The organism is Nocardioides malaquae (genome assembly GCF_015070385.1).
GTDB lineage: Bacteria > Actinomycetota > Actinomycetes > Propionibacteriales > Nocardioidaceae > Nocardioides > Nocardioides malaquae.
In genome coordinates this window covers 88394-109655 of sequence record NZ_JADCSA010000011.1, presented here as the reverse complement: position 1 = coordinate 109655, position 21262 = coordinate 88394, and the positions used below count along the sequence as shown (strand labels likewise).

At 71.9% G+C, this 21262-nt stretch carries 18 protein-coding genes; 13 read left to right on the top strand and 5 right to left on the bottom strand.

Annotation, left to right across the window (positions count from 1 at the left end; translation table 11 throughout):
* Window positions 1-14 precede the first annotated feature (14 nt).
* From IEQ44_RS12045 to IEQ44_RS12015, 8 genes are all read left to right on the top strand, one after another.
* Complete coding sequence (locus IEQ44_RS12045) at window positions 15-3869, top strand: DNA-directed RNA polymerase subunit beta' (RefSeq protein WP_193638708.1); 3855 nt, start codon at window positions 15-17, stop codon at window positions 3867-3869.
* A 110-nt stretch (window positions 3870-3979) separates the two neighbouring features.
* A complete protein-coding gene (locus IEQ44_RS12040; protein WP_319804643.1) occupies window positions 3980-5269 on the top strand; it encodes a geranylgeranyl reductase family protein in 1290 nt (429 codons plus the stop codon).
* Window positions 5161-6120, top strand: coding sequence for a lysophospholipid acyltransferase family protein (locus tag IEQ44_RS12035; RefSeq protein WP_227487370.1), 960 nt, complete (start codon window positions 5161-5163; stop codon window positions 6118-6120). Before IEQ44_RS12040 ends, IEQ44_RS12035 begins: the two co-directional genes overlap by 109 nt.
* 10 nt (window positions 6121-6130) lie before the next feature.
* Window positions 6131-6460, top strand: coding sequence for a hypothetical protein (locus IEQ44_RS12030; protein ID WP_193638706.1), 330 nt, complete (start codon window positions 6131-6133; stop codon window positions 6458-6460).
* Entirely contained in the window at window positions 6457-6591 is a 135-nt protein-coding gene (locus tag IEQ44_RS17710) for a hypothetical protein (protein ID WP_264674473.1), read from the top strand. Before IEQ44_RS12030 ends, IEQ44_RS17710 begins: the two co-directional genes overlap by 4 nt.
* A 37-nt stretch (window positions 6592-6628) precedes the next feature.
* Window positions 6629-7546, top strand: coding sequence for an NUDIX domain-containing protein (locus IEQ44_RS12025; protein WP_193638705.1), 918 nt, complete (start codon window positions 6629-6631; stop codon window positions 7544-7546).
* Window positions 7543-8049: a DUF1648 domain-containing protein gene (locus IEQ44_RS12020; RefSeq protein WP_193638704.1), complete on the top strand. Its 507-nt coding sequence runs from the start codon at window positions 7543-7545 to the stop codon at window positions 8047-8049. The genes IEQ44_RS12025 and IEQ44_RS12020 overlap by 4 nt, the downstream gene beginning before the upstream one ends.
* Before the next feature lies 1 nt (window position 8050).
* Window positions 8051-10819: an FAD-binding and (Fe-S)-binding domain-containing protein gene (locus tag IEQ44_RS12015; RefSeq protein WP_193638703.1), complete on the top strand. Its 2769-nt coding sequence runs from the start codon at window positions 8051-8053 to the stop codon at window positions 10817-10819.
* Window positions 10820-10823: 4 nt separating this feature from the next.
* Here the strand turns inward: IEQ44_RS12015 and IEQ44_RS12010 are convergent, their stop codons facing one another.
* Together IEQ44_RS12010 and IEQ44_RS12005 are read right to left on the bottom strand one after the other, a co-directional pair.
* Window positions 10824-11999: a hypothetical protein gene (locus IEQ44_RS12010; RefSeq protein WP_193638702.1), complete on the bottom strand. Its 1176-nt coding sequence runs from the start codon at window positions 11997-11999 to the stop codon at window positions 10824-10826.
* A 9-nt stretch (window positions 12000-12008) separates the two neighbouring features.
* On the bottom strand, window positions 12009-13202 hold the full coding sequence (locus IEQ44_RS12005; protein WP_193638701.1) for a hypothetical protein: 1194 nt from the start codon (window positions 13200-13202) through the stop codon (window positions 12009-12011).
* Between the two features lie 189 nt (window positions 13203-13391).
* On the opposite strand from IEQ44_RS12005, the gene IEQ44_RS12000 reads away from it, so the two are divergent.
* Both IEQ44_RS12000 and IEQ44_RS11995 read left to right on the top strand, forming a co-directional pair.
* The gene (locus tag IEQ44_RS12000; RefSeq protein ID WP_193638700.1) at window positions 13392-14639 is read left to right on the top strand and encodes a class I SAM-dependent methyltransferase; all 1248 of its coding nucleotides are present in this window, start codon (window positions 13392-13394) and stop codon (window positions 14637-14639) included.
* The gene (locus tag IEQ44_RS11995) at window positions 14605-15567 is read left to right on the top strand and encodes an esterase-like activity of phytase family protein (protein ID WP_193638699.1); all 963 of its coding nucleotides are present in this window, start codon (window positions 14605-14607) and stop codon (window positions 15565-15567) included. Before IEQ44_RS12000 ends, IEQ44_RS11995 begins: the two co-directional genes overlap by 35 nt.
* A 69-nt stretch (window positions 15568-15636) precedes the next feature.
* On the opposite strand, the gene serC is transcribed toward IEQ44_RS11995, so the two are convergent.
* Window positions 15637-16767 carry a phosphoserine transaminase gene (serC, locus tag IEQ44_RS11990; RefSeq protein ID WP_193638698.1) on the bottom strand — a complete coding sequence of 377 codons (1131 nt, stop codon included), beginning with the start codon at window positions 16765-16767 and terminating at the stop codon, window positions 15637-15639.
* Between the two features lie 114 nt (window positions 16768-16881).
* Between serC and IEQ44_RS11985 the strand changes: the two genes are divergently transcribed.
* A complete protein-coding gene (locus IEQ44_RS11985) occupies window positions 16882-17376 on the top strand; it encodes a GNAT family N-acetyltransferase (RefSeq protein WP_193638697.1) in 495 nt (164 codons plus the stop codon).
* Between the two features lie 130 nt (window positions 17377-17506).
* Complete coding sequence (locus IEQ44_RS11980) at window positions 17507-18121, top strand: VldE C-terminal domain-containing protein (RefSeq protein WP_193638696.1); 615 nt, start codon at window positions 17507-17509, stop codon at window positions 18119-18121.
* A gap of 17 nt (window positions 18122-18138) precedes the next feature.
* On the opposite strand, the gene IEQ44_RS11975 is transcribed toward IEQ44_RS11980, so the two are convergent.
* Together IEQ44_RS11975 and IEQ44_RS11970 are read right to left on the bottom strand one after the other, a co-directional pair.
* Entirely contained in the window at window positions 18139-18576 is a 438-nt protein-coding gene (locus IEQ44_RS11975) for a DUF5709 domain-containing protein (protein WP_193638695.1), read from the bottom strand.
* A gap of 119 nt (window positions 18577-18695) precedes the next feature.
* The gene (locus IEQ44_RS11970) at window positions 18696-19799 is read right to left on the bottom strand and encodes a citrate synthase 2 (protein WP_193638694.1); all 1104 of its coding nucleotides are present in this window, start codon (window positions 19797-19799) and stop codon (window positions 18696-18698) included.
* Between the two features lie 196 nt (window positions 19800-19995).
* Here IEQ44_RS11970 and IEQ44_RS11965 point away from each other — a divergent pair, with 196 nt between their 5' ends.
* Window positions 19996-21261, top strand: a complete 1266-nt coding sequence (locus IEQ44_RS11965) for an MFS transporter (RefSeq protein WP_319804642.1) — start codon at window positions 19996-19998, stop codon at window positions 21259-21261.
* Window position 21262 lies beyond the last annotated feature (1 nt).

The window sequence follows — 21262 nt, the reverse complement described above, 5'->3', positions numbered from 1 at the left end:
AGGGAATCAACACAGTGCTCGACGTCAATTTCTTCGACCAGCTGCAGATCTCGCTGGCCACCGCGGACTCGATCCGCGAGTGGAGCCACGGCGAGGTCAAGAAGCCGGAGACCATCAACTACCGCACCCTCAAGCCCGAGCGCGACGGACTCTTCTGCGAGAAGATCTTCGGCCCGACCCGTGACTGGGAGTGCTACTGCGGCAAGTACAAGCGCGTCCGCTTCAAGGGCATCATCTGCGAGCGGTGTGGCGTGGAGGTCACCCGTTCCAAGGTGCGTCGTGAGCGGATGGGCCACATCGAGCTGGCCGCGCCGGTCACCCACATCTGGTACTTCAAGGGTGTCCCGTCGCGTCTCGGCTACCTGCTGGACCTCGCGCCGAAGGACCTCGAGAAGGTCATCTACTTCGCCGCCTACATGATCACCTCGGTCGACGAGGACGCGCGTCACCGCGACATGTCCTCGCTCGAGAACAAGGTGGGCCTGGAGCGCGAGCGTCTCGAGAAGCGCCGCGACTCGATGATCGACGACCGCGCGAAGAAGCTGGAGGAGGACCTGGCTGCCCTCGAGGCCGAGGGCGCCAAGGCCGACCAGCGTCGCAAGGTCAAGGACGGTGCGGAGCGCGAGATGGCGCAGATCCGCAAGCGTTCCGACAACGAGCTCGCCCGCCTCGAGGAGATCTGGAGCACCTTCAAGAACCTGAAGGTGCAGGACCTCCTCGGTGACGAGGTGCTCTACCGCTCCATGAAGGACTGGTTCGGCAAGTACTTCGAGGGCCACATGGGCGCCACGGCGATCCAGAAGCGCCTCCAGGACTTCGACATCGAGGCCGAGGTCGAGTCGCTGCGCGACACGATCGCCAACGGCAAGGGCCAGAAGAAGGTCCGCGCCCTCAAGCGCCTCAAGGTCGTCGACGCCTTCCGCAAGACCGGCAACCAGCCCATCGGCATGGTGCTCGACGCCGTCCCGGTGATCCCGCCGGACCTGCGTCCCATGGTCCAGCTGGACGGTGGCCGCTTCGCGACCTCCGACCTCAACGACCTGTACCGCCGCGTGATCAACCGGAACAACCGACTCAAGCGCCTGCTCGACCTGGGTGCTCCGGAGATCATCGTCAACAACGAGAAGCGGATGCTCCAGGAGGCCGTCGACAGCCTCTTCGACAACGGCCGTCGCGGTCGCCCGGTCACGGGCCCCGGCAACCGTCCGCTGAAGTCGATCTCCGACATGCTCAAGGGCAAGCAGGGTCGCTTCCGTCAGAACCTGCTCGGCAAGCGCGTCGACTACTCGGGTCGTTCGGTGATCGTCTCGGGTCCGCAGCTGAAGCTGCACCAGTGCGGTCTGCCCAAGCAGATGGCCCTGGAGCTCTTCAAGCCGTTCGTGATGAAGCGTCTGGTCGACCTCTCGCACGCGCAGAACATCAAGTCCGCCAAGCGGATGGTGGAGCGCGCGCGTCCGGTCGTGTGGGACGTCCTCGAAGAGGTCATCACCGAGCACCCGGTGCTGCTCAACCGTGCACCCACGCTGCACCGCCTCGGCATCCAGGCCTTCGAGCCGCAGCTGATCGAGGGCAAGGCCATCCAGATCCACCCGCTCGTCTGCACCGCCTTCAACGCGGACTTCGACGGCGACCAGATGGCTGTCCACCTGCCGCTGTCGGCGGAGGCCCAGGCCGAGGCCCGCATCCTGATGCTCTCGACCAACAACATCCTCAAGCCCTCCGACGGTCGCCCGGTGACGATGCCGACCCAGGACATGATCATCGGTCTGTTCTTCCTGACCACCGATCGTGAGGGTGAGCCGGGCGAGGGGCGTCACTTCTCCTCGCAGGCCGAGGCGATCATGGCGTTCGACCGCGGTGAGATCTCGCTGCAGTCGAAGGTGCGCATCCGTCTGGCCGACCACGTGGCCGAGGTGGGCGACGAGGCCGGTGTCGCGACGATCGAGACCACGCTGGGTCGCACGATCTTCAACGACACCCTGCCGGCCGACTACCCCTTCATCAACGAGGAGGTCGGCAAGAAGCGCCTCGGCGCGATCGTCAACGACCTGGCCGAGCGCTACACCAAGGTCGAGGTCGCCGCGTCGCTGGACGCCCTCAAGGACGCCGGTTTCCACTGGGCGACCCGCTCGGGCGTCACGGTGTCGATCGACGACGTGACCGCGCCGGCCGCCAAGGCCGAGATCCTGTCGGGCTACGAGGCGCAGGCCTCGAAGGTCCAGCAGCAGTTCGAGCGTGGTCTGGTCACCGACGAGGAGCGCCGCCAGGAGCTCATCGAGATCTGGACCCAGGCCTCCAACGAGGTGGCCGAGGCGATGGCGGAGAACTTCGACCGCTCCAACCCGATCTACATGATGGTCGACTCGGGCGCCTCCGGAAACATGATGCAGATCCGTCAGGTCGCCGGTATGCGTGGTCTGGTGGCCAACCCGAAGGGCGAGATCATCCCGCGCCCGATCAAGGCCAACTTCCGCGAGGGCCTGTCGGTGCTGGAGTACTTCATCTCCACCCACGGTGCCCGCAAGGGTCTGGCCGACACCGCCCTGCGTACCGCCGACTCGGGTTACCTGACCCGTCGTCTGGTGGACGTCTCGCAGGACGTGATCATCCGCGAGGACGACTGCGGCACCGAGCGCGGTCTGGCCAAGACCATCGGTGAGGTGCTCGAGGACGGGCGCATCGTCCGCCACGAGAACGCCGAGACCGCGGCCTACGCCCGCGCGGCGGCGACCGAGGTCGTCCACCCGAGCACCGGCGAGGTCCTCGCCGCGCCGGGTGAGGACCTGGGTGACGTCAAGATCGGTGAGCTGGTCGAGGCCGGCATCACCGAGGTCAAGGTCCGCTCGGTCCTGACCTGCGAGGCGAAGACCGGTACGTGTGCCAAGTGCTACGGCCGCTCGCTGGCCACCGGCAAGCTGGTCGACATCGGTGAGGCCGTCGGCATCATCGCCGCCCAGTCGATCGGTGAGCCCGGCACGCAGCTGACCATGCGTACCTTCCACACCGGTGGTGTGGCGTCGGCCGACGACATCACGCAGGGTCTGCCCCGAGTCGTCGAGCTCTTCGAGGCCCGCACCCCGAAGGGCCTCGCGCCCATCTCGGAGGTCGCCGGTCGCGTCGAGATCGAGGACACCGACAAGGCCCGCAAGGTCATCGTCACCCCCGACGACGGCTCCGAGAAGGTCGAGTACCCGGTCTCCAAGCGCTCGCGCCTGCGCATCGCCGACGGCGACCACATCGAGGTCGGCGACCTGCTGACCTTCGGTACGCCCGACCCCAAGGAGGTCCTGCGGGTCCTCGGCATCCGCCGGGCCCAGCAGCACCTCGTCGACGAGGTCCAGGCCGTGTACCGCAGCCAGGGTGTGTCGATCCACGACAAGCACATCGAGATCATCGTGCGCCAGATGCTCCGTCGCGTGACGGTCATCGAGTCGGGTGACACCAACCTGCTGCCCTCCGACCTGGTCGACCGGGCGCTCTTCGAGGAGGAGAACCGTCGCGTGGTCTCCGAGGGCCGCAAGCCGGCCTCGGGTCGTGCGGAGCTCATGGGCATCACGAAGGCCTCGCTGGCCACCGAGTCGTGGCTCTCGGCCGCCTCCTTCCAGGAGACGACCCGCGTGCTCACCGACGCGGCGATCAACGGTCGCTCGGACTCGCTGCTGGGTCTGAAGGAGAACGTGATCATCGGAAAGCTCATCCCGGCCGGTACCGGTCTGGAGCGCTACCGCAACATCCGCGTCGAGCCGACCGAGGAGGCCCGCGCGGCCGCCTACCAGGTCACCGGCTACGACTACGACTACGACTTCGGTCAGGGGGGCGGCCAGGCCGTCGCGCTGGACGACTTCGACTTCGGTTCCTACCAGAACTGAGTCGTCGCCCGCAGTCACCCGCGAGGGTCGGCCCCACGTCCGTGGGGTCGGCCCTCGCGGCCATTTCGAGGCGGTGCGCCGCGACTGGGTGCACCTGAGACAATCGGGGGGTGCCCCACGAGCTGCCCACCCAGACCGATGTCCTCGTCGTCGGAGCCGGCCCCGCCGGGTCCGGTGCGGCCGCGTGGGCGGCCCGCCACGGACTCGAGACGCTGCTGGTCGATGCCGCGGTCTTCCCGCGCGACAAGACCTGCGGTGACGGCCTCACCCCGCGCGCGATCCACGAGCTCGACAAGCTCGGACTGACCGAGTGGCTGCAGGGCCGCACCGTCAACCACGGCCTGCGCGCCCACGGCTTCGGCCAGGTGCTCCACCTGCGCTGGCCCGACGTGCCCGGCAGCGACCTGCCCACCTGGGGCTCCGCGGTGCCGCGCACCGAGCTCGACGACCACCTGCGGCTCACGGCGGTGGCGTCGGGCGCGAGGTCGGTCGACGGGGCCCGGGCCGTCGACGTCGTCATGGACGGCGACCGGGTGCGTGCCGTGGTCTTCCAGGTCACCGGCGAGGACGGCGCCAAGGAGCGCGTCGAGGTGGCGTGCCGCTGGCTCGTCGTCGCCGACGGCGTACGCTCCCCGCTCGGCAAGGTGCTCGGGCGCGAGTGGCACCGCGACACCGTCTACGGCGTCGCGGGACGGTCGTACGTGAAGTCCGAGCGCAGCGACGACCCGTGGATCTCCTCCCACCTCGAGCTGCGCGACGAGGAGGGGAAGGCGCTCGCGGGCTACGGCTGGGTCTTCCCGCTCGGCAGCGGCGAGGTCAACCTCGGCGCCGGGGCGCTGGCGACCGCGAAGCGGCCCGCGGACATCGCGGTGAAGCCGCTGATGCGCTTCTACGCCGAGACGTTGCGCGAGGAGTTCGCGCTGGTCGGTGACCTGCGCGCCGAGGCTTCCGCGCTGCTCCCGATGGGCGGGGCGGTGAGCAACGTGGCGGGGCGCAACTGGGCGCTGGTCGGTGACGCCGCCGGATGCGTCAACCCGCTCAACGGTGAGGGCATCGACTACGGCCTGGAGACCGGACGGGTGCTCGCCGAGCTGCTCGCCGCCCACGGCGTTGCGGGGAGCGGGGAGGAGCTCGACCTCGCCACCACGTGGCCGGCGCTGCTGCGGGAGAGCTACGGGGAGTCCTTCTCGATCGCCCGCCGCCTCGCCGGCATCGCCACCACGCCGAAGGTCATCACGGCCCTCGGCCCGGTCGGGATGCGTTCCGACCTGCTGATGACCCTGGCGCTGCGTTGGATGGGCAACCTGGTCACCGACGAGGACCGCGACGCCGCCGCCCGGGTGTGGCGCTGGGCCGGTCGTCGCTCGATCGCCCGGGACGCGCGACCGCCCTTCTCCTGAGACGTTCGCCGGACGTCGGGCCCGAGGGCGTCGAGAATGGGCCGGTGGGTGAGTTCTGGTATGCCGCGGCCACGACCGTGGGGCGCGCGGCGATGCGGGCACTCGACGTACGTCTGGAGGTCGACGGACTCGAGCACGTGCCGACCTCCGGGCCGGTGATCCTCGCGGCGACCCACGTCTCCTACCTCGACGCCCTGCCTCTCGCGCTGGCGGCGCGTCGCCGAGGGCGTACGCCTCGTTTCATGGCGCGTCACGACGTGTGGCACGCCCCGGGCATCGCGGGCCCCATGACCCGGATGCGCCACATCCCCGTCGACCGGGCGGCACCGGCCGCTGCCTACCTGCAGGCGCGCCGGCTGCTGCGCGACGGCGAGATGGTCGGCACCTTCCCCGAGGCCGGCATCTCCTACTCGTTCACGGTGCGCCCGCTGATGCGCGGCACGGCCGCCCTGGCCCGGGAGACCGGCGCCGTCGTCGTGCCGGCTGCGCTGTGGGGCATCCAGCGGATCTACTCGGTGGGGCGCCCGGAGGGCGGTGAGCTCGGCGGGCGCGAACCCGGCCCCGACCTCACCCGCGGGCGTCGCGTCGACCTGCGGTTCGGTCCACCGTTGACCGTGGGACCGGGGGAGGACCTCGACAGCTGGACGACCAAGTTGGGCGTGCGGCTCACCGAGATGCTGGAGGACCTGCAGACCGCGGAGCACCATCGTCCCCGACCGGGGGAGTACGCCCCGTGGTATCCGGCGCACCTGGGAGGTCACGCGCCGACGCGGGCCGAGGCGGCGCGGTGGGACAACTCTCCCCGGTCGGCGCTGCCGGCGTCGTGGGCGACGGTTCCGGAGCCTTCCTGAGCGAACGCACGTGGGCGGCGAGGGAGCGTACGGCACCCACCGGTTCGACCAGCCACTGCAGACGGCGGGCGACCGGGGGCCAGCCCAGCAGCACGCCCACTGCGAGGGACCCCGTGACGACCCACAGCACCTGGCCCCACGCCTCGTCGGGCAGCCAGCGGACCACGTCGGCAGCGCCGCCTCCGCCCACGACGGCAGGTGCAGGCCCAGCACGAAGAAGGGCAGGAAACCGAAGACCCGGTTGAGGTCGAGCCACGGCAGGCCCCACTGGCCGACGACCAGGCTCAGCGCGACTGAGACCGGCAGCCACACCCAGTGGGCCCGCAGGGCGTCATCGTGAGGAAGTGGCCCACCACCACGAGCAGCACGAGGACGGCTTTGGTGTTGTCGATCCAGGGGTCGCGACGCCGCTGCGAGGCCGGCGACGCGAGCTCCCGTGAGGGAGTTGCGGTCGGCATCCCTCCACCGTAGGCAAGGGATGGCTGGAACGGTGACCTAGGTTGGTGCCATGAGCGCCGCAGTCCACCCCCGTCACCAGCGGGTCGCTGCCTATGCGGTCATCCGGCGCACCCTCGCCGACGGCACCGACGAGATCCTGCTCTCCCGCCTGGCCGAGCGGATCTCGGCGACGGAGATGTGGACCCTTCCGGGCGGCGGCGTCGAGCACGGGGAGGACCCCCGCGACGCGGTGGTGCGTGAGGTGCACGAGGAGACGGGGCTGGCGGTCACCGTCGGCGAGACCGCTCGTGTCTACTCGGCGCACCTGCCGGGCGTACGCCGTGACGGTCGGGTGGTCGACGCCCACGCGCTGCGCATCGTCTTCGAGGGATGGGTCGCCAAGGAGTCGCCCGCCCCTCGCGTCGTCGAGGTCGACGGCTCGACGGCCGAGGCCGCCTGGAAGCCGATCGAGGACGTGCTCTCGGGCCGGGTGCCGGTCTTCGCGATGGTCGCCGACGCTCTCGGCGACCTGCAGCCGCCGCGCGTGCAGCGACTGGCGGCGTACGGCGTCATCGCGCGCGACGGCGCGGAGGGTGAGGAGTGGTTGCTGACGCGCATCTCGTCGCACGGCTTCCACTCCGGGGCCTGGACGTTGCCGGGCGGCGGTGTCGAGCACGGTGAGGCGCCGGCCCACGCGCTGGCCAGAGAGGTGCTCGAGGAGTGCGGTGTGGAGTGCGAGGTGGGCGAGCTGCTCGGCCTGCACGACGTGCACTTCACCGGCACCGCGCCCGACGGGCGGCTCGAGGACTTCCACGGCGTGCACACGATCTTCGCTGCGTCGCTCGCCGACGGTGCCGAGCCCTACGTCGCCGAGCTGGGCGGCACCACCGACGCGGTCGACTTCGTGCCGGTGGGCCGGATCACCTCGGACGAGGTGGAGGTGCACGAGGTGGTGCGGCACGCGCTCACCCTGCGGAGGGACCGATGAGCCTGCCGGCGCGGTGGAACCTCTCCGCCCTCCTGCTCGCCCTGGGGAGCTTCGCGCTGGCCTGGTTCGCCCTGCCCGACGGCGAGATCGCCGTGCACTTCGGCGTCGACGGTCAGCCCGACGAATGGGGCACCCGCACCGAGCTCGTCGCGGTCGTCGGTGGTCTCTGCCTCGCGACCTGGCTGTTCCTCGCCTGGATGTCGCACTCCGCCGACCGGCTGCACTGGTCGATGGTCAACATCCCGCGCAAGGACCACTGGGCGAAGCCCGAGCACGAGCCGGTGGCCCGCCGGCGGCTCGCGGAGGACATGGCGCTGGTCAACCTCTGGACGATGGGGCTGCTCGTCTCGATCTGCCCCGTGATGGTGCTCAGCGCGCGGCGTGGCGAGCTGACCGGTCCGCTCGCGTGGAGCGTCTGGATCCTCATCGGGGCCTTCTGCCTGGCGCTCGTCGCGATGATGCGTCACCGCAACCGTTTCTACCGCGACGTGCCCGAGGCGTGAGGTGACCCGCGCCGTCGACCTGGTCGCCGCGCTGCGGGCCGCCGGCGTCGACGACGTCGGGGCGAGCGACCTCGACCGCACGCTCCACGCCAGCGACGCCTCGCTCTACCGGGTGCTGCCGCAGGTCGTGGTGCGCCCGCGGCACACCGACGAGCTGTCCGCGGTGCTCGAGGTCGCGCGCGCCAGCGGCACCCCGCTCACGATGCGCGGGGCCGGCACGTCGATCGCCGGCAACGCGGTCGGGCCGGGGATCGTCGTCGACACCTCGCGCCACCTGACCCGCGTCCGCGCCTTCGACGCCGAGGCCGGCACCGCCGTGGTCGAGCCCGGTGTGGTGCACGCCGCACTGCAGACCCGGGCGGTGGCGGCCGGCTGGCGCTTCGGTCCTGACCCGTCGACGCACACCCGCTGCACGGTCGGCGGCATGGTCGGCAACAACGCGTGCGGCTCCCGAGCGCTGGGCTACGGGCGTACGAGCGACAACGTGGAGGCGCTCGACGTGCTGTGGGGCGACGGGGCGCGTCAGCACGTCGCGCCGGGGGTCGTCGACGGGGTCGCCGGCGCGCTGGCCGACGTGGTCGCCGCCGACCTCGGGAACGTGCGCACCACCTTCGGCCGCTTCTCCCGTCAGGTCAGCGGCTATGCGTTGGAGCACCTGCTGCCCGAGCGGCTGCGACCCGAGCGGGCGCTGGTCGGCTCGGAGGGCACGCTCGCCGTCGTGGAGGCCGCGACCCTACGCCTCGTGCGCGACGCCCCGGTGCGCCACCTCGTCGTGCTCGGCTACGCCTCGATGGTCGAGGCCGCCGACGCGGTGCCGGGGTTGCTCGGTCTCGACGGCCTGGTGGCCTGCGAGGGGTTGGACGCCCGCATCGTGCGGCTGGTGACCGCGCCGCCGGCCCTGCCGCGCGGGGAGGGCTGGCTCTTCGCCGAGGTGACCGGCGACGACCCGGGTGTCGCGGGCGAGCGGGCCCGGGCCGTGGTCGCGGCGGCGGGGGCGCTCGACGCGGAGGTCGTCGTCGACCCGGTCGCGCAGGCGCGTCTGTGGCGGATCCGGGAGGACGGCGCCGGTCTGGCCGCCCGCTCGTTGACCCGCCCCGCCCACGCCGGCTGGGAGGACGCGGCGGTGCCGCCCGAGCGGCTGGGCGCGTGGCTGCGCGACTTCGACCGGCTGCTCGTCGACCACGGACTCGACGGCGTGCCCTACGGCCACTTCGGTGACGGCTGCGTGCACGTGCGCATCGACTTCGACTTCTCCGACGGTCCGGCGCGGTTCAAGACGTTCCTGCGCGAGTGCGCGACGGCGCTGGTCGCCCACGGCGGGTCGCTGTCGGGCGAGCACGGTGACGGTCGGGCCCGTTCGGAGCTGCTGCCGCTCATGTACGACGAGCGGTCGCTGGCGCTCTTCGGCGCCGTCAAGGCGGCCGCTGACCCCGACGGGCTGCTCAACCCCGGCGTGCTCGTCGACCCGGCGCCGCTCGACGCTGACCTGCGACCCGCCCGGCCGGTGCGCACGATCGCCGGCGTCCGGCTGCTCGACGACCTCGCCGATGACGCGCACCGCTGCACGGGGGTGGGCAAGTGCGTCTCGGCCCACACGCCCGGCGTGATGTGCCCGTCGTGGCAGGCGACGCGGGCGGAGAAGGACTCCACCCGCGGGCGGGCCCGGGTGCTGCAGGAGGCGCTCGACGCCGACGGGGTGGTCACGCTCGACGGCGACGCGGTGGCCGACGCCCTCGACCTCTGCCTGGCCTGCAAGGCCTGCTCGACGGAGTGTCCGACGGGGGTCGACATGGCCGCGATGAAGGCCGAGGTGCTGCATGTGCGGCATCAGGGGCTGCGGGGCTGGTTGGCCCGGCCGCGCAGCCACCACACCCTGGGGCGACTGCCGCAGCTGCTCGAGTCGCCGCTGCGGCGGTTGCTGCCGCTCGCGGGTGGTGACGGTCGTCTGGCCGGGCTGGCCAAGCGGGCCGCCGGCGTGGATCCGCGCCGTGCGCTGCCGCGCCCCGCACCCACCCGGCTGCGGCCTGCGGGCGTACGACCGGACACCGCGCCGGACGTGTGGATCTGGGCGGACACCTTCACCGACCACTTCCTGCCCGAGTCGGGGCGGGCGGTGCAGCAGCTGCTGGCGTCGGCGGGCGTGCGGGCCGAGGTCGTGGGTGCGCGGGCCTGCTGCGGCCTGCCGCTGGTCTCCACCGGCCAGCTCGACGCCGCGGCGCGCAGCGTCGACGACCTGGTCGCGGTGCTGGCGCCCTACGTCGCGACCGGGGCGCCGGTGCTGGGGCTGGAGCCGTCGTGCCTGGCGACCCTCCGCAGCGACGCCCTGCGTCTGGCGAGTGACCGGGCCGCGGCGCGGGCGGTGGCTGCGACGACCGTGACGCTGGCCGAGCTGCTCGAACGGCTGGCTGACCAGGGCGTCGAGGTGGCGCTGCCCGACCTCACCGGGACCACGGTGGTCGCCCAGCCGCACTGCCACCAGCGTTCGGTGGGCGGCTGGGCGCGTGACGAGGCGCTGCTGCGCCGCACCGGCGCCGACGTCGTCGTGGTGGGCGGGTGCTGCGGGTTGGCCGGCAACTTCGGCATGGAGGCAGGGCACCACGACGTCTCCGTGGCGGTCGCGGAGACCCACCTGCTGCCGGCCCTGCGCGCGCACCCCGACGCGGTGGTGCTGGCCGACGGACTGTCGTGCCGCAGCCAGGTCGCCGACCTGACCGGGCGCGAGGTGCTCCACCTGGCCCAGCTGCTGCTGCCGGCCACCGGCCCCCAATGACCCGTCAGGCGGTGAGGCGGCGACGGCGGAAGCGCCGGGTGGCGAGCACCGCGCCCATGGTGGCGTCGAGCAGTCCGACCACCCCTGCCGACAGCAGCGCGGTGCGGGCCGCGGTGCCGCGCCCGGGGCGTACGCCTGCGGCCAGCGCCGCTACCGACGCGGCGACCTCGGTGGTGATCATCGCGCCCGCCGCGACCGGGTGGCGCTGCACCCGGTCGTATAGCTTGCCGTAGGGCGTACGGCGCCGGACCTCCTCGTGCGGGGCGTCGTAGTAGCGCAGGACCGTGTCGACGAGCGAGCGGCCGAGCGACGTGGCCCCGACGTGGGTCGGGTCGGGCAGCTCCGCCCGCCCCTCGTGCACGTCGGCGGCCAGGGACGGCAACCCGAGCGCGGTGAGGACGCGGGCCGACCACCCGTCGTCCATCGCGCTCTGCAGGACCGAGGCGACCTCGAGCAGGTCGAGGTGGCGGAAGCGCGGGTGGGCGAGCACGGCCCGCAGGTCGGAGTCGGCGGCGAGGTGGGGGTTGGTGAGGGCCGCCATCGCCGGGCCCTCCATCTCGGTGAAGGCGGGCATCAGGTCGGGCTCGCGGGTCAGGGCGTGGCCGGAGGAGTCGTTCCACCGGGTGACGACCTGGATCTCGCGCGAGCGCCCGTTTCGTCGCAGCACCAGCAGCGGCAGGTCTCCGCCCAGCCACCCGTGCTGCTCGACGTCGACCCACTCCTCCTCGAAGCGGAGGATCGTCCACCTGTCGACGACGCTGGCGTCCAGCGGGCCGAGGGTGTGGGCGAGCAGCGGCAGTGCGGAGTCCACGACGCGGCACAGCGCCACGTCGGGCAGCTCCGGGGTGTCCTCGCCGCCGGCGTCGACGTCGCCGTAGAACTCGTCACCCAGGAGCACCTCGACCTCCAGCTCACGCCCCAGCGCCGGGGCGAAGCTCGTCACCGGGGCGCCGGCGCCGACCCTGCCGTCGCGCACCACCTGGACGCGTTCGACGTCGTCGACGAGCACCACCAGCGTGCACGGCTCGTCGACCCCGATCGCGCCGGACTGCACCGAACCGACGATGCCGTGGCGACGCAGGTGGGCCAGCACCGCGGCCGGGTCGACCGCCTCTCCGTCGGCCGGGTGGATCCAGCCGAGCAGGGGGCGCAGGGTCACGTCGGCGGAGGTGGCGCTCATGGTTCGAGCCTAGCGAGGCGGGTCTGAGGGTCGCCGGCGTCGGACCAGGGCGCGCACCATCGTGACGGTGTCGGTGACCGCCCCGAACCAGGCCGCCAGGGCGACGAGGGCGAGGAGCCAGTGCCACCACGCGCGCGGGTCGGCACCGGCCACCCACAGGGTCAGGGCCAGGGCGAGGAGGAGCTGGGGCAGGATCCACAGCAGGGCCAGCGCCGGACGGGTGAGGCTGGCCGCGACCAGGCGGCCCCCGCGACCGTGCTGCCGCATCTCGTCAGCCGTGCGGGGGATGGACCGGCCGACGGCCTGCGTGAGCGTGGGCAGCGCCTTCTGGGGCGTCACGTACGTCCCCGCGACGACCGCCCGACCCTCGTGAACGTCCGCGGCGACGGTCGGCAGACCGAGGGCCGCGAGGACGCGGGCGGACCACGCGTCGTCGCCGGGGCTGGCCAGGGCCGCGCGCAGCGCGGACTCCTCACACCCGGGCAGGAGGACGGAGTCGACGAGCGACCTCACCGTCTCGTCGGGAGTGAGGTGGAGCTCGTCGAGCGCGGGGAGTGCCGCGCGCAGCCCGGGGTGGGCGACCTCGGGGCCGTACGTCGGCACCCACGGCTGCTGGCGAGTCAGCAGGTGGCCGGGGAGCAGGCCGCGCTTCAGGAGCACGCTGCAGTAGCGCTGGCCGCGGAGGGTGGTCAGGGCGACGACCGGCAGCTCGGGGCGCAGGAACGCCTCCTCCTGGAGCTGGGCTCCGCGCTCCTCGAGCTGCACCAGCACGACGCCGTCCTCGAGCTGCTCCCACCGCAGCGGGGAGCCGACGTGGTGGGCGAGGAGGGGCAGCATCTCGGGGTCGAGGCGTCCGAGCAGGACGTCCGGCGGACCGTCGTCCGGCGTCTCGGGGACGGACGGGTCGTCGATCTCCGGCAGGTCGTCACCGATGAAGACGCCGTCCTCCAGCATGACCCCGATGCCGCTGGCCGTCGTCGCCTCACCGAGGGCTTCGACGAGCAGCCGGGAGCTGCCGGGGACTCGCGAGGGGGTCCACCCCTCGGCCAGCAGTGCCACCGGGAGGACGCCCCGGGAGTCCGGGGCCCCGACCGCTCCGGGCACACCCGCCTGCCGCAGCACGGAGGCGGCGGCCTGCGCCGTGAGCCGGCTCCCGCGGGGAGGCCGCAGCCACCCGTCGATCTGAACGAGGCGCGAGGTCACGGTCGCCGAGTCTAGGCAGGGTCACCCGCTCGGGCCGGAAGAGCGCTGGACGATGACCCACTTCGTGGCCGTGCGGCCTAGGATCGAGGGATGAACCCTCGGCAGCGCCGCCTCGTCATCCCCGTCGCGTTGGGAGCGCTCATCCTGGTCGCCGTCCTCGCCGCGATCTTCGGGAAGTGAGGCGCGGCCATGGCAGCTGAGCCGCTCCTGCGGGCCCTGATGCGGGTGCGCACCGCGCTCCTCGACGACACCACCCTCGTCCGTGCCGTCGCCTCCGGTCGACGCAAGGGTGAGACGCCCGCGTGGAAGCGCGTCGAGCTCCGGTGGGTCGACCTCAAGGCCGGACGCCACCTCCAGGTCGTGCGCTACGACGAGACCCAGGCGCACACCTCCAACCACGCTGCCGACGGTGACCTGCGCGAGGTGGTCGACGCGCTGCTCGATGAGCCGTTCGGCAACTGGCACGTCGAGACCGCCACCGAGCAGATGCAGGTGCGGGTGACGAAGAAGCTGGAGGCGATGGTCAACGTCACCGCCCGCACCGAGCCGGTCGAGGTGGAGCGCAGCCACGACCAGGCCAAGGAGCGGTTGCTGCCCGAGGACGACCCGGTGCTCGTGGCCGTCGGCATCTCCACGGCCGAGGGCAAGGTCAAGCCGAGCCGGCAGGCGAAGTATCGCCAGGTGGAGGAGTTCCTCCGCCTGCTCGACGCCTCGATCAGCGACGCCATCAGGAAGAAGGCGCTGCGTCAGCCCTCCAAGGCCGACCCGCTGCGGATCGTGGACCTCGGCTGCGGCAACGCCTACCTGACCTTCGCCGCCCAGCGCTACCTCACCCACGTACGCAAGCTGCCCGTCCACGTCACCGGCGTCGACGTGAAGCAGCAGTCGGCCGACCACAACTCGGGCGTGGCTGCGGAGCTCGGGATCGACGCCGACTTCGTCGTGGGCTCGATCGCCGACGCGGTGCTCGATCCCGCGCCCGACGTCGTGCTGGCGTTGCACGCCTGCGACACCGCCACCGACGAGGCGCTGCACCGCGCCGTCGAGTGGGGCGCCTCGCTGGTGCTCGCCGCGCCCTGCTGCCACCACGACATCGCTGCCCAGCTGCGCAAGGCCAGGACGCCGGCCCCGTACGCCGCGCTCACGCGCCACGGCATCCTGCGGGAGCGCTTCGCTGACACCCTCACCGACGCCCTGCGCGCCTCCCTGCTGCGGCTGGAGGGTTACAAGGTCGACGTCGTGGAGTTCGTCGAGTCCGCCCACACGCCTCGCAACACGCTGCTGCGCGCGACCCGGACCGGCGGCAAGGTGAAGGGCGGCGGCGTGCGCAAGGAGTACGAGGAGCTCGTGACGACGTGGGGCATCAGCCCGCGGTTGGCCGAGCTGCTCGACGAGCGGGTCGGTGGCGACGGTGAAGCGCTCCGTCAGGTGGAGTGAGGCCGCTCCCACCCTCGTCGCGCTGACGGTGGTGAGTGCAGCGGCGTCGACGGTCCACCCCGGACTCACCGCCGGCGCCGCGGCGCCGGAGCCGGCCGACTCCGAGGTCGCCTTCCGGGTCGCCGACCCCGAGATCGTGGAGTCGTCCGGTCTGGCGTGGGCCGACGTCGACGGTCGTCGCTGGATCGTCACCGTCAACGACAGCGGGGACACCGGGCGGGTCTTCACGCTCGACCCGGAGTCGGGGGAGACCGTCGGTGTCACCACCTTCGAGCCCGACCCCAGCGACGTGGAGGCCCTCGCTCCGGCCGGTGACGGGCACGTCTGGGTGGCCGACATCGGCGACAACGCGCGGATGCGCCGCAGCCTCGTGCTGACCCGCGTGCCGGTGGGGCCCGGCGACCGCGTGGCGGGCGAGGAGGGCGAGGAGGGCGAGGTGGAGCGGCGCGAGGTGCGTTACCCCGACCGGCGACGGGACGCGGAGGCGTTGCTCGCCCACCCCGGCACCGGTGAGCTCTTCGTGGTGAGCAAGGGCCTGCTGGGCGGCCAGGTCTGGCAGGTGCCCGACGCTGGCTCCGGGGCGCGAGGCTCCGGGCGCGTTGATCCGTTGCGGCAGGTCGGGCTCGCGCCCGCCCTGGTGACCGACGGAGCGTTCCTGCCGTCGGGTGACCACGTGCTGCTGCGCGGCTACACGCACGGGTTCGTGCTGACCTACCCGGAGTGGGAGGTGGTCGACACCTTCGAGCTGCCGCCCCAGCCGCAGGGCGAGGGCCTGACCGTGCTGCCCGAGGGGGAGGTGCTCATCAGCACCGAGGGCAGCAACCGCGACGTGCTGCGGGTGGCGCTGCCCGAGGTCGTACGCCACGAGCGGGACCCGGTGCGCGCCTGGTGGCAGGGTGTCTGGTCCCGCTGGGTCGCCCGCCTCTGACCACGCACCAACCGAAATGGCTCCAGATCCGAGGATCTGGAGCCATTCTGGTTGGTGCGTGAGGGCGGGTCAGCTGAGCTGGCCGACCACGTGGTCGATCGCCTGGGTGAGCTTCTCCACGTCGGAGGGGTCGACCGCGGGATACATCGCGATGCGCAGCTGGTTGCGGCCGAGCTTGCGGTAGGGCTCGGTGTCGACGATGCCGTTGGCGCGCAGCACCTTGGCGACAGCGGCGGCGTCGATGGCGTCGTCGAAGTCGATGGTGCCGATCACCAGCGAGCGGTGGGTCGGGTCGGCGACGTAGGGCGTCGTGTAGGACGTCTTCTCGGCCCAGCCGTAGAGCGCGTCGGAGGAGGCCGTGGTGCGCTGCACCATCCCGGCGAGGCCACCGTTGGCGTTCATCCAGTCGAGCTGCTCGGCCATCAGGAAGAGCGTCGCGACCGACGGGGTGTTGTAGGTCTGGTTCTTCTTCGAGTTGTCGATCGCGGTCGGCAGCGAGAAGAACGGCGGGATGTAACGGTCGCCTCCGGCGATCTCCTCGGCGCGGGCCAGGGCACGCGGGCTCATGGCCGCGATCCACAGTCCGCCGTCGGAGGCGAAGCACTTCTGCGGCGCGAAGTAGTAGGCGTCGACCTCGTTGAGGTCGACCGGCAGGCCGCCGGCACCGGAGGTCGCGTCGATGAGGACGAGCGCGTCGTCGTCGATGCCCGCAGGCCGCACGACCGGCGCCATCACCGCGGTGGAGGTCTCGTTGTGGGCCCACGCGTAGGCGTCGACACCCTCCTCGGCCACCGCGTCGGGGCGCGAGCCGGGCTCGGAGGTGATGATCGTGGGCTCGGCGAGCCACGGAGCCTTCTTGGCCGAGGTGCCGAACTTCGAGGAGAACTCCCCGAAGCTCAGGTGCTGCGACTTGGTGCGGATCAGTCCGAAGGCGGCGATGTCCCAGAAGGCGGTCGCGCCGCCGTTGCCGAGCACGATCTCGTAGCCCTCGGGCAGGTTGAAGAGGGTGGCCAACCCGTCGCGCACGCGGCCCACGGTGTTCTTCACGGGGGCCTGGCGGTGGGAGGTGCCCATGAGCGAGGTGCCCGTGGCGGCCAGCGCGTCGAGCGCACTGGTGGAGATCTTCGACGGGCCCGCACCGAAGCGGCCGTCGGCGGGAAGGAGCTCGGCAGGGATCTTGACGGTGTCGGTGCTGGTCACCGGACATCCTTTCTCATCGGTCCTCGGCAGGGTGCCGGACGGAGTCCTGACGTCGCTGTCAGCAGCTTTTGCCTAGTCTGACCCGGACGGCACTTCGATGGAACGGATCTTCCCATGACTCCGGTCACCCCCGGCTGGCGCATCGAGCGGCGGACCCTCGCCCACCCCGATGCGGCGCACCTGGTGGAGCGGGTGCAGGACGAGTACGCGGTGCTCTACGGCGACCCGGACTCCGCACCCATGGAGGACGACGAGTTCGTCGGTGGCCGGGGTGCCTTCCTGGTCGGCTACCTCGACGAGACGCCGGTGGCCACCGCCGCGTGGCGTTGGCACGCGGTGCCCGAGGGCGTACGCGCGGGGCCGGCGGTGGAGCTGAAGCGGATGTACGTGGTGCCCGAGCTGCGCCGACGCGGATTGGCGCGGGCGATGCTGGCCGCGGTGGAGGCCGACGCGCGCGCCGCGGGGGCTGCGGCGTCGGTGCTGGAGACCGGGCTGCGCCAGCCCGAGGCGATCGCGCTGTACCTCTCCGAGGGCTACCGAGAGGTGCCCGGGTTCGGCCACTACCAGTGGTCGCCCTTGGCGCGGTGCTATGCCAAGGAGTTCGTCTGAGCGACCGTTCGGCGTGGCGGGAGCAACGCTGGGCGCATCCGGCGCACCAAATCAAGCATTTCGCTGTCCGGCGTGTCGTGTCGTGCGACGGTGGTGGTGCACCACCTCTCGGACCCCCCAGGACTTGATCGTGAACCCCCTCTCCGACCATGCCCGGCGCCCCCGGCTCGCCGCACTCGTCGTCCTCCTGCTGCTCACGGGCCTGCTCGGCACCGGCTGGTCGTCCCCCGCAGGGGCCGACGACACGGCCTACGCCCAGCCCGTCGAGGACTACGCGCCCTACCAGCCGCAGACCAAGTGCCTGCGCAAGGCCAGGCCCGGGATCCTGTTGCTGGCCGACCACCTCGTGCAGCGCGGGGGCGGGCGTGGCGGGATCTTCCGTCGGTGCACCTCGGGGGGCCAGTCCGAGCACAAGGAGTCGCGGGCCTTCGACTGGATGCTCGACGCGACGAAGAAGCGCGAGCGCAAGCTCGCGCGTGCCTGGCTCGACGACCTCTTCGCCACCGACGCCGACGGCAACGAGCACGCGCTGGCCCGCCGGATGGGCATCATGTACGTCATCTGGAACGACCGGATGTGGAGCTCCTACAACGGCTTCCGGCCGCGGCCCTACCTCTCCTCCTCGTGCACACGGGTGAAGAAGTGCTCCAAGACGCTGCGGCACCGCGACCACGTGCACGTGTCGATCACCCGCAAGGCCGCGAAGGGCAAGCTCAGCTGGTACCTGGCCCAGCCCTCCGACTGACCGCGCGTCCGGGGGTCCTACTCCTCGATGATGTGCATCGCGGCTTCCTCGGCGCTCGCGCCGGCGCCGTCGATGCCGACGTCGTCGCCGACCAGGTCCTTCTCCGTGTCCTCACCGATGCCGCGGTCGGGGTCGACCAGGCGACCGGCGCGGGTGTCCCCGACCTCCCCGTCGTCGATGTTCTCCACGTCCTCGAGCTGGGCCGCCTCCGCGTAGGGGTCGGGCTCGGGCTCCTCCTGACGCAGACGCTGGTCGAGGGACTCGCCCTCGGCCTCCTCGCGGGGCGTGTTGCCGTAGCCCTGGGCGGCCGACCACTTCTCCGGCGGGGAGTAGCCCTCGTCGAGGGGCTCCTGGAGACCGCGGTTGTCGACCAGGCTGTCGCCGTCGCCCTGCGGCTGGTCCTCGTCGTCGACGCTGTACTCGCCGTAGACCTCGCTGTCGGGTGACTCGGTCATGGGGTGCCTCCTCGGGCTCGTGGGGAAAGGGTGACGCCCCCGACCCGTACCCGGCCCCCGGGGGACGGAAACGGCCCCGCCGTCACGAGCGTGACGACGGGGCCGGAAGCCGGAGGTGCTCAGTTGCCCCAGTCGGGGTTCCAACCCTCGACCTCGGAGGCGGCGCGGGAGGCCGGCCCGGTGTAGATCGCCGAGGGGCGGATCAGGCGGCCGGTCTTCTTCTGCTCGAGGATGTGCGCCGACCAGCCACCGGTGCGGGCGCAGGTGAACATCGAGGTGAACATGTTCGCCGGCACCTCGGCGAAGTCGAGGACGATGGCCGCCCAGAACTCCACGTTGGTCTCCAGCACGCGGTCGGGGCGGCGGGCGCGCAGCTCCGAGAGGGCGGCCTTCTCCAGGGCCTCGGCGACCTCGTAGCGCGGGGCGTCAAGCTCGCGGGCGGTGCGGCGCAGTACGCGGGCGCGGGGGTCCTCGGCGCGGTAGACGCGGTGGCCGAAGCCCATGAGGCGCTCGCCGCTGTCGAGCAGCTTCTTGACGTACGCCTCGGCGTCGCCGGTCTTCTCGACGTCCTCGATCATGCCGAGCACGCGGGAGGGGGCGCCGCCGTGCAGCGGGCCCGACATCGCACCGACGGCACCGGAGAAGGCCGCGGCCACGTCGGCGCCGGTGGAGGTGATGACGCGAGCGGTGAAGGTGGAGGCGTTCATGCCGTGCTCGGCAGCCGACGACCAGTAGGCGTCGATGGCCTTGACGTGCTTGGGGTCGGCCTCGCCCTTCCAGCGGATCAGGAACTTCTCGGCGAGGGTCTTGCCCTCGTCGACGACCTTCTGCGGCACGACCGGCTGGTCGAGGCCGCGCGCCGACTGGGCGGCGTACGAGAGCACCATGACGGCGACCCGGGCGAGGTCGTCGCGAGCCTGCTCGTCGGTGATGTCGTAGGTCTGGCCGAATCCGAAGGCCGGCGCGAGCATCGCAATGGCGGCCTGGATGTCGACGCGCACGTCGCCGGTGTGCACCGGAAGGTTGTAGGGCTCGGCGGCAGGGAGACCGGGGGAGTAGGAGCCGTCGATGAGCAGACCCCAGATGTTCTCGAACGGCACGCGGCCGACGATGTCCTCGATGTCGACACCGCGGTAGCGCAGCGCCGAGCCTTCCTTGTCCGGCTCGGCGATCTGCGTCTCGAACGCAACGATTCCTTCGAGTCCGTGGTGTACCTCGGTCATGGGAGTGCGACTCCTTCGTCGGTGGTGGGTCGGGCCCGTGGGGGAGGGCCACCCGCCATTGTGCCCCTTCGGGTCGCGCCTCACACGGTGGGGAGTCGTGACCCGGACGACGTCGGGGAAAACCCGTCGCGACGCCGCAGGCAGCTGTGGCACAGTCCGGGGGGCGGATTCGAGGCGTGGTCGGGGAGTGGGTCGGGTGCTGAGCAGGTTGGGCTTCCCCCACGTGGGCGAGCACCGGCGTCTCGTCTCCGCGATCGTCGCCGACACGGTGGGCAGCGGCCTCTTCATGCCGATCACGCTGCTCTACTTCCTCGCGACGACCGACCTCACGCTGGTGCAGGTCGGTGGGGCGCTCTCGGTCTCGGCGCTGGTCACCATCCCGGTGAGCTTCGTGATCGGCTCGCTCGTCGACGCCCTCGGGCCGCGCCGGGTGATGCTCGCGGGCAACCTCCTGCAGGCCGTCGGGATGGCCGCCTACCTGTGGGCCGACTCGTTCGTCGAGGTCGCCGCCTGGTCGATCCTGCTCAACGTGGGGCGCCAGTCGTTCTGGGGCGCCTTCGGTCCGGTCGTGGTGGCGATCTCGCGGCCCGGTGAGCGGGAGACCTGGTTCGGGTTCCTGCAGGCGGTGCGCAACCTGGGGTACGCCCTGGGCGGCCTGGTGGCCGGGCTGGCGCTGCAGGTGGGCACCGAGGCGTCGTTGCGGACCATCGTCGCCGTCAACGCGATGACCTTCGTGGGTGCCTTCGTCCTGCTGCTGGGCGTGCCCGACCACCGGCCCGCCCTCGACCACGAGCCGCCGCCGGGCGGCTGGGGCGTGGTGCTGCGCGACCGTCCCTACCTGCGGCTGGTGGGGATCCAGTTCGCGTTCGCGGTCGGCATGATGGTGCTCAACTACGCGCTGCCGGTCTACGTGGCCGAGACGTTGGACCTTCCCGGTTGGACGGTCGGCGTGCTCTTCACCCTCAACACCTTGATGGTCGGGCTGGGGCAGGGCCTGGTGGTGCGCTGGATGACCGGTCGCCAGCGGGCTCGGATGATCGCGTTGGCCCACCTGGTGTTCGTGGCCAGCTACGTCGTCTTCGTCGCTGTCGGGCTCCTTCCGCTGGTGGTCGCGGTGGTGGCTGTCCTGCTGGGGGCCGCCGTCTACACGCTCGGCGAGCTCATCGGAGGACCGGTGCTCAACGCGACGGCGGCCGAGGCGGCGCCCGCGCACCTGCGCGGACGTTACCTGGGGCTGACCCAGCTCAGCTGGGGAGTCACCGGCGCCGTGACGCCGGTGGTCTTCACCTGGTTGCTGGCGCGTGGTGAAGTGGCGGTGTGGGTCGTGCTGGGGGCCGTGGCTCTGCTGGCGGCGGCCTCCGCGGTGCGGCTGCCCTCGACGTTGTCGGCGGCCGGTGCCACGGTGAGTGACGGCCGGCTGCGGGACCCCGTGGTCGTGGAGGAGACTGCAGGGGAGCCCTGAC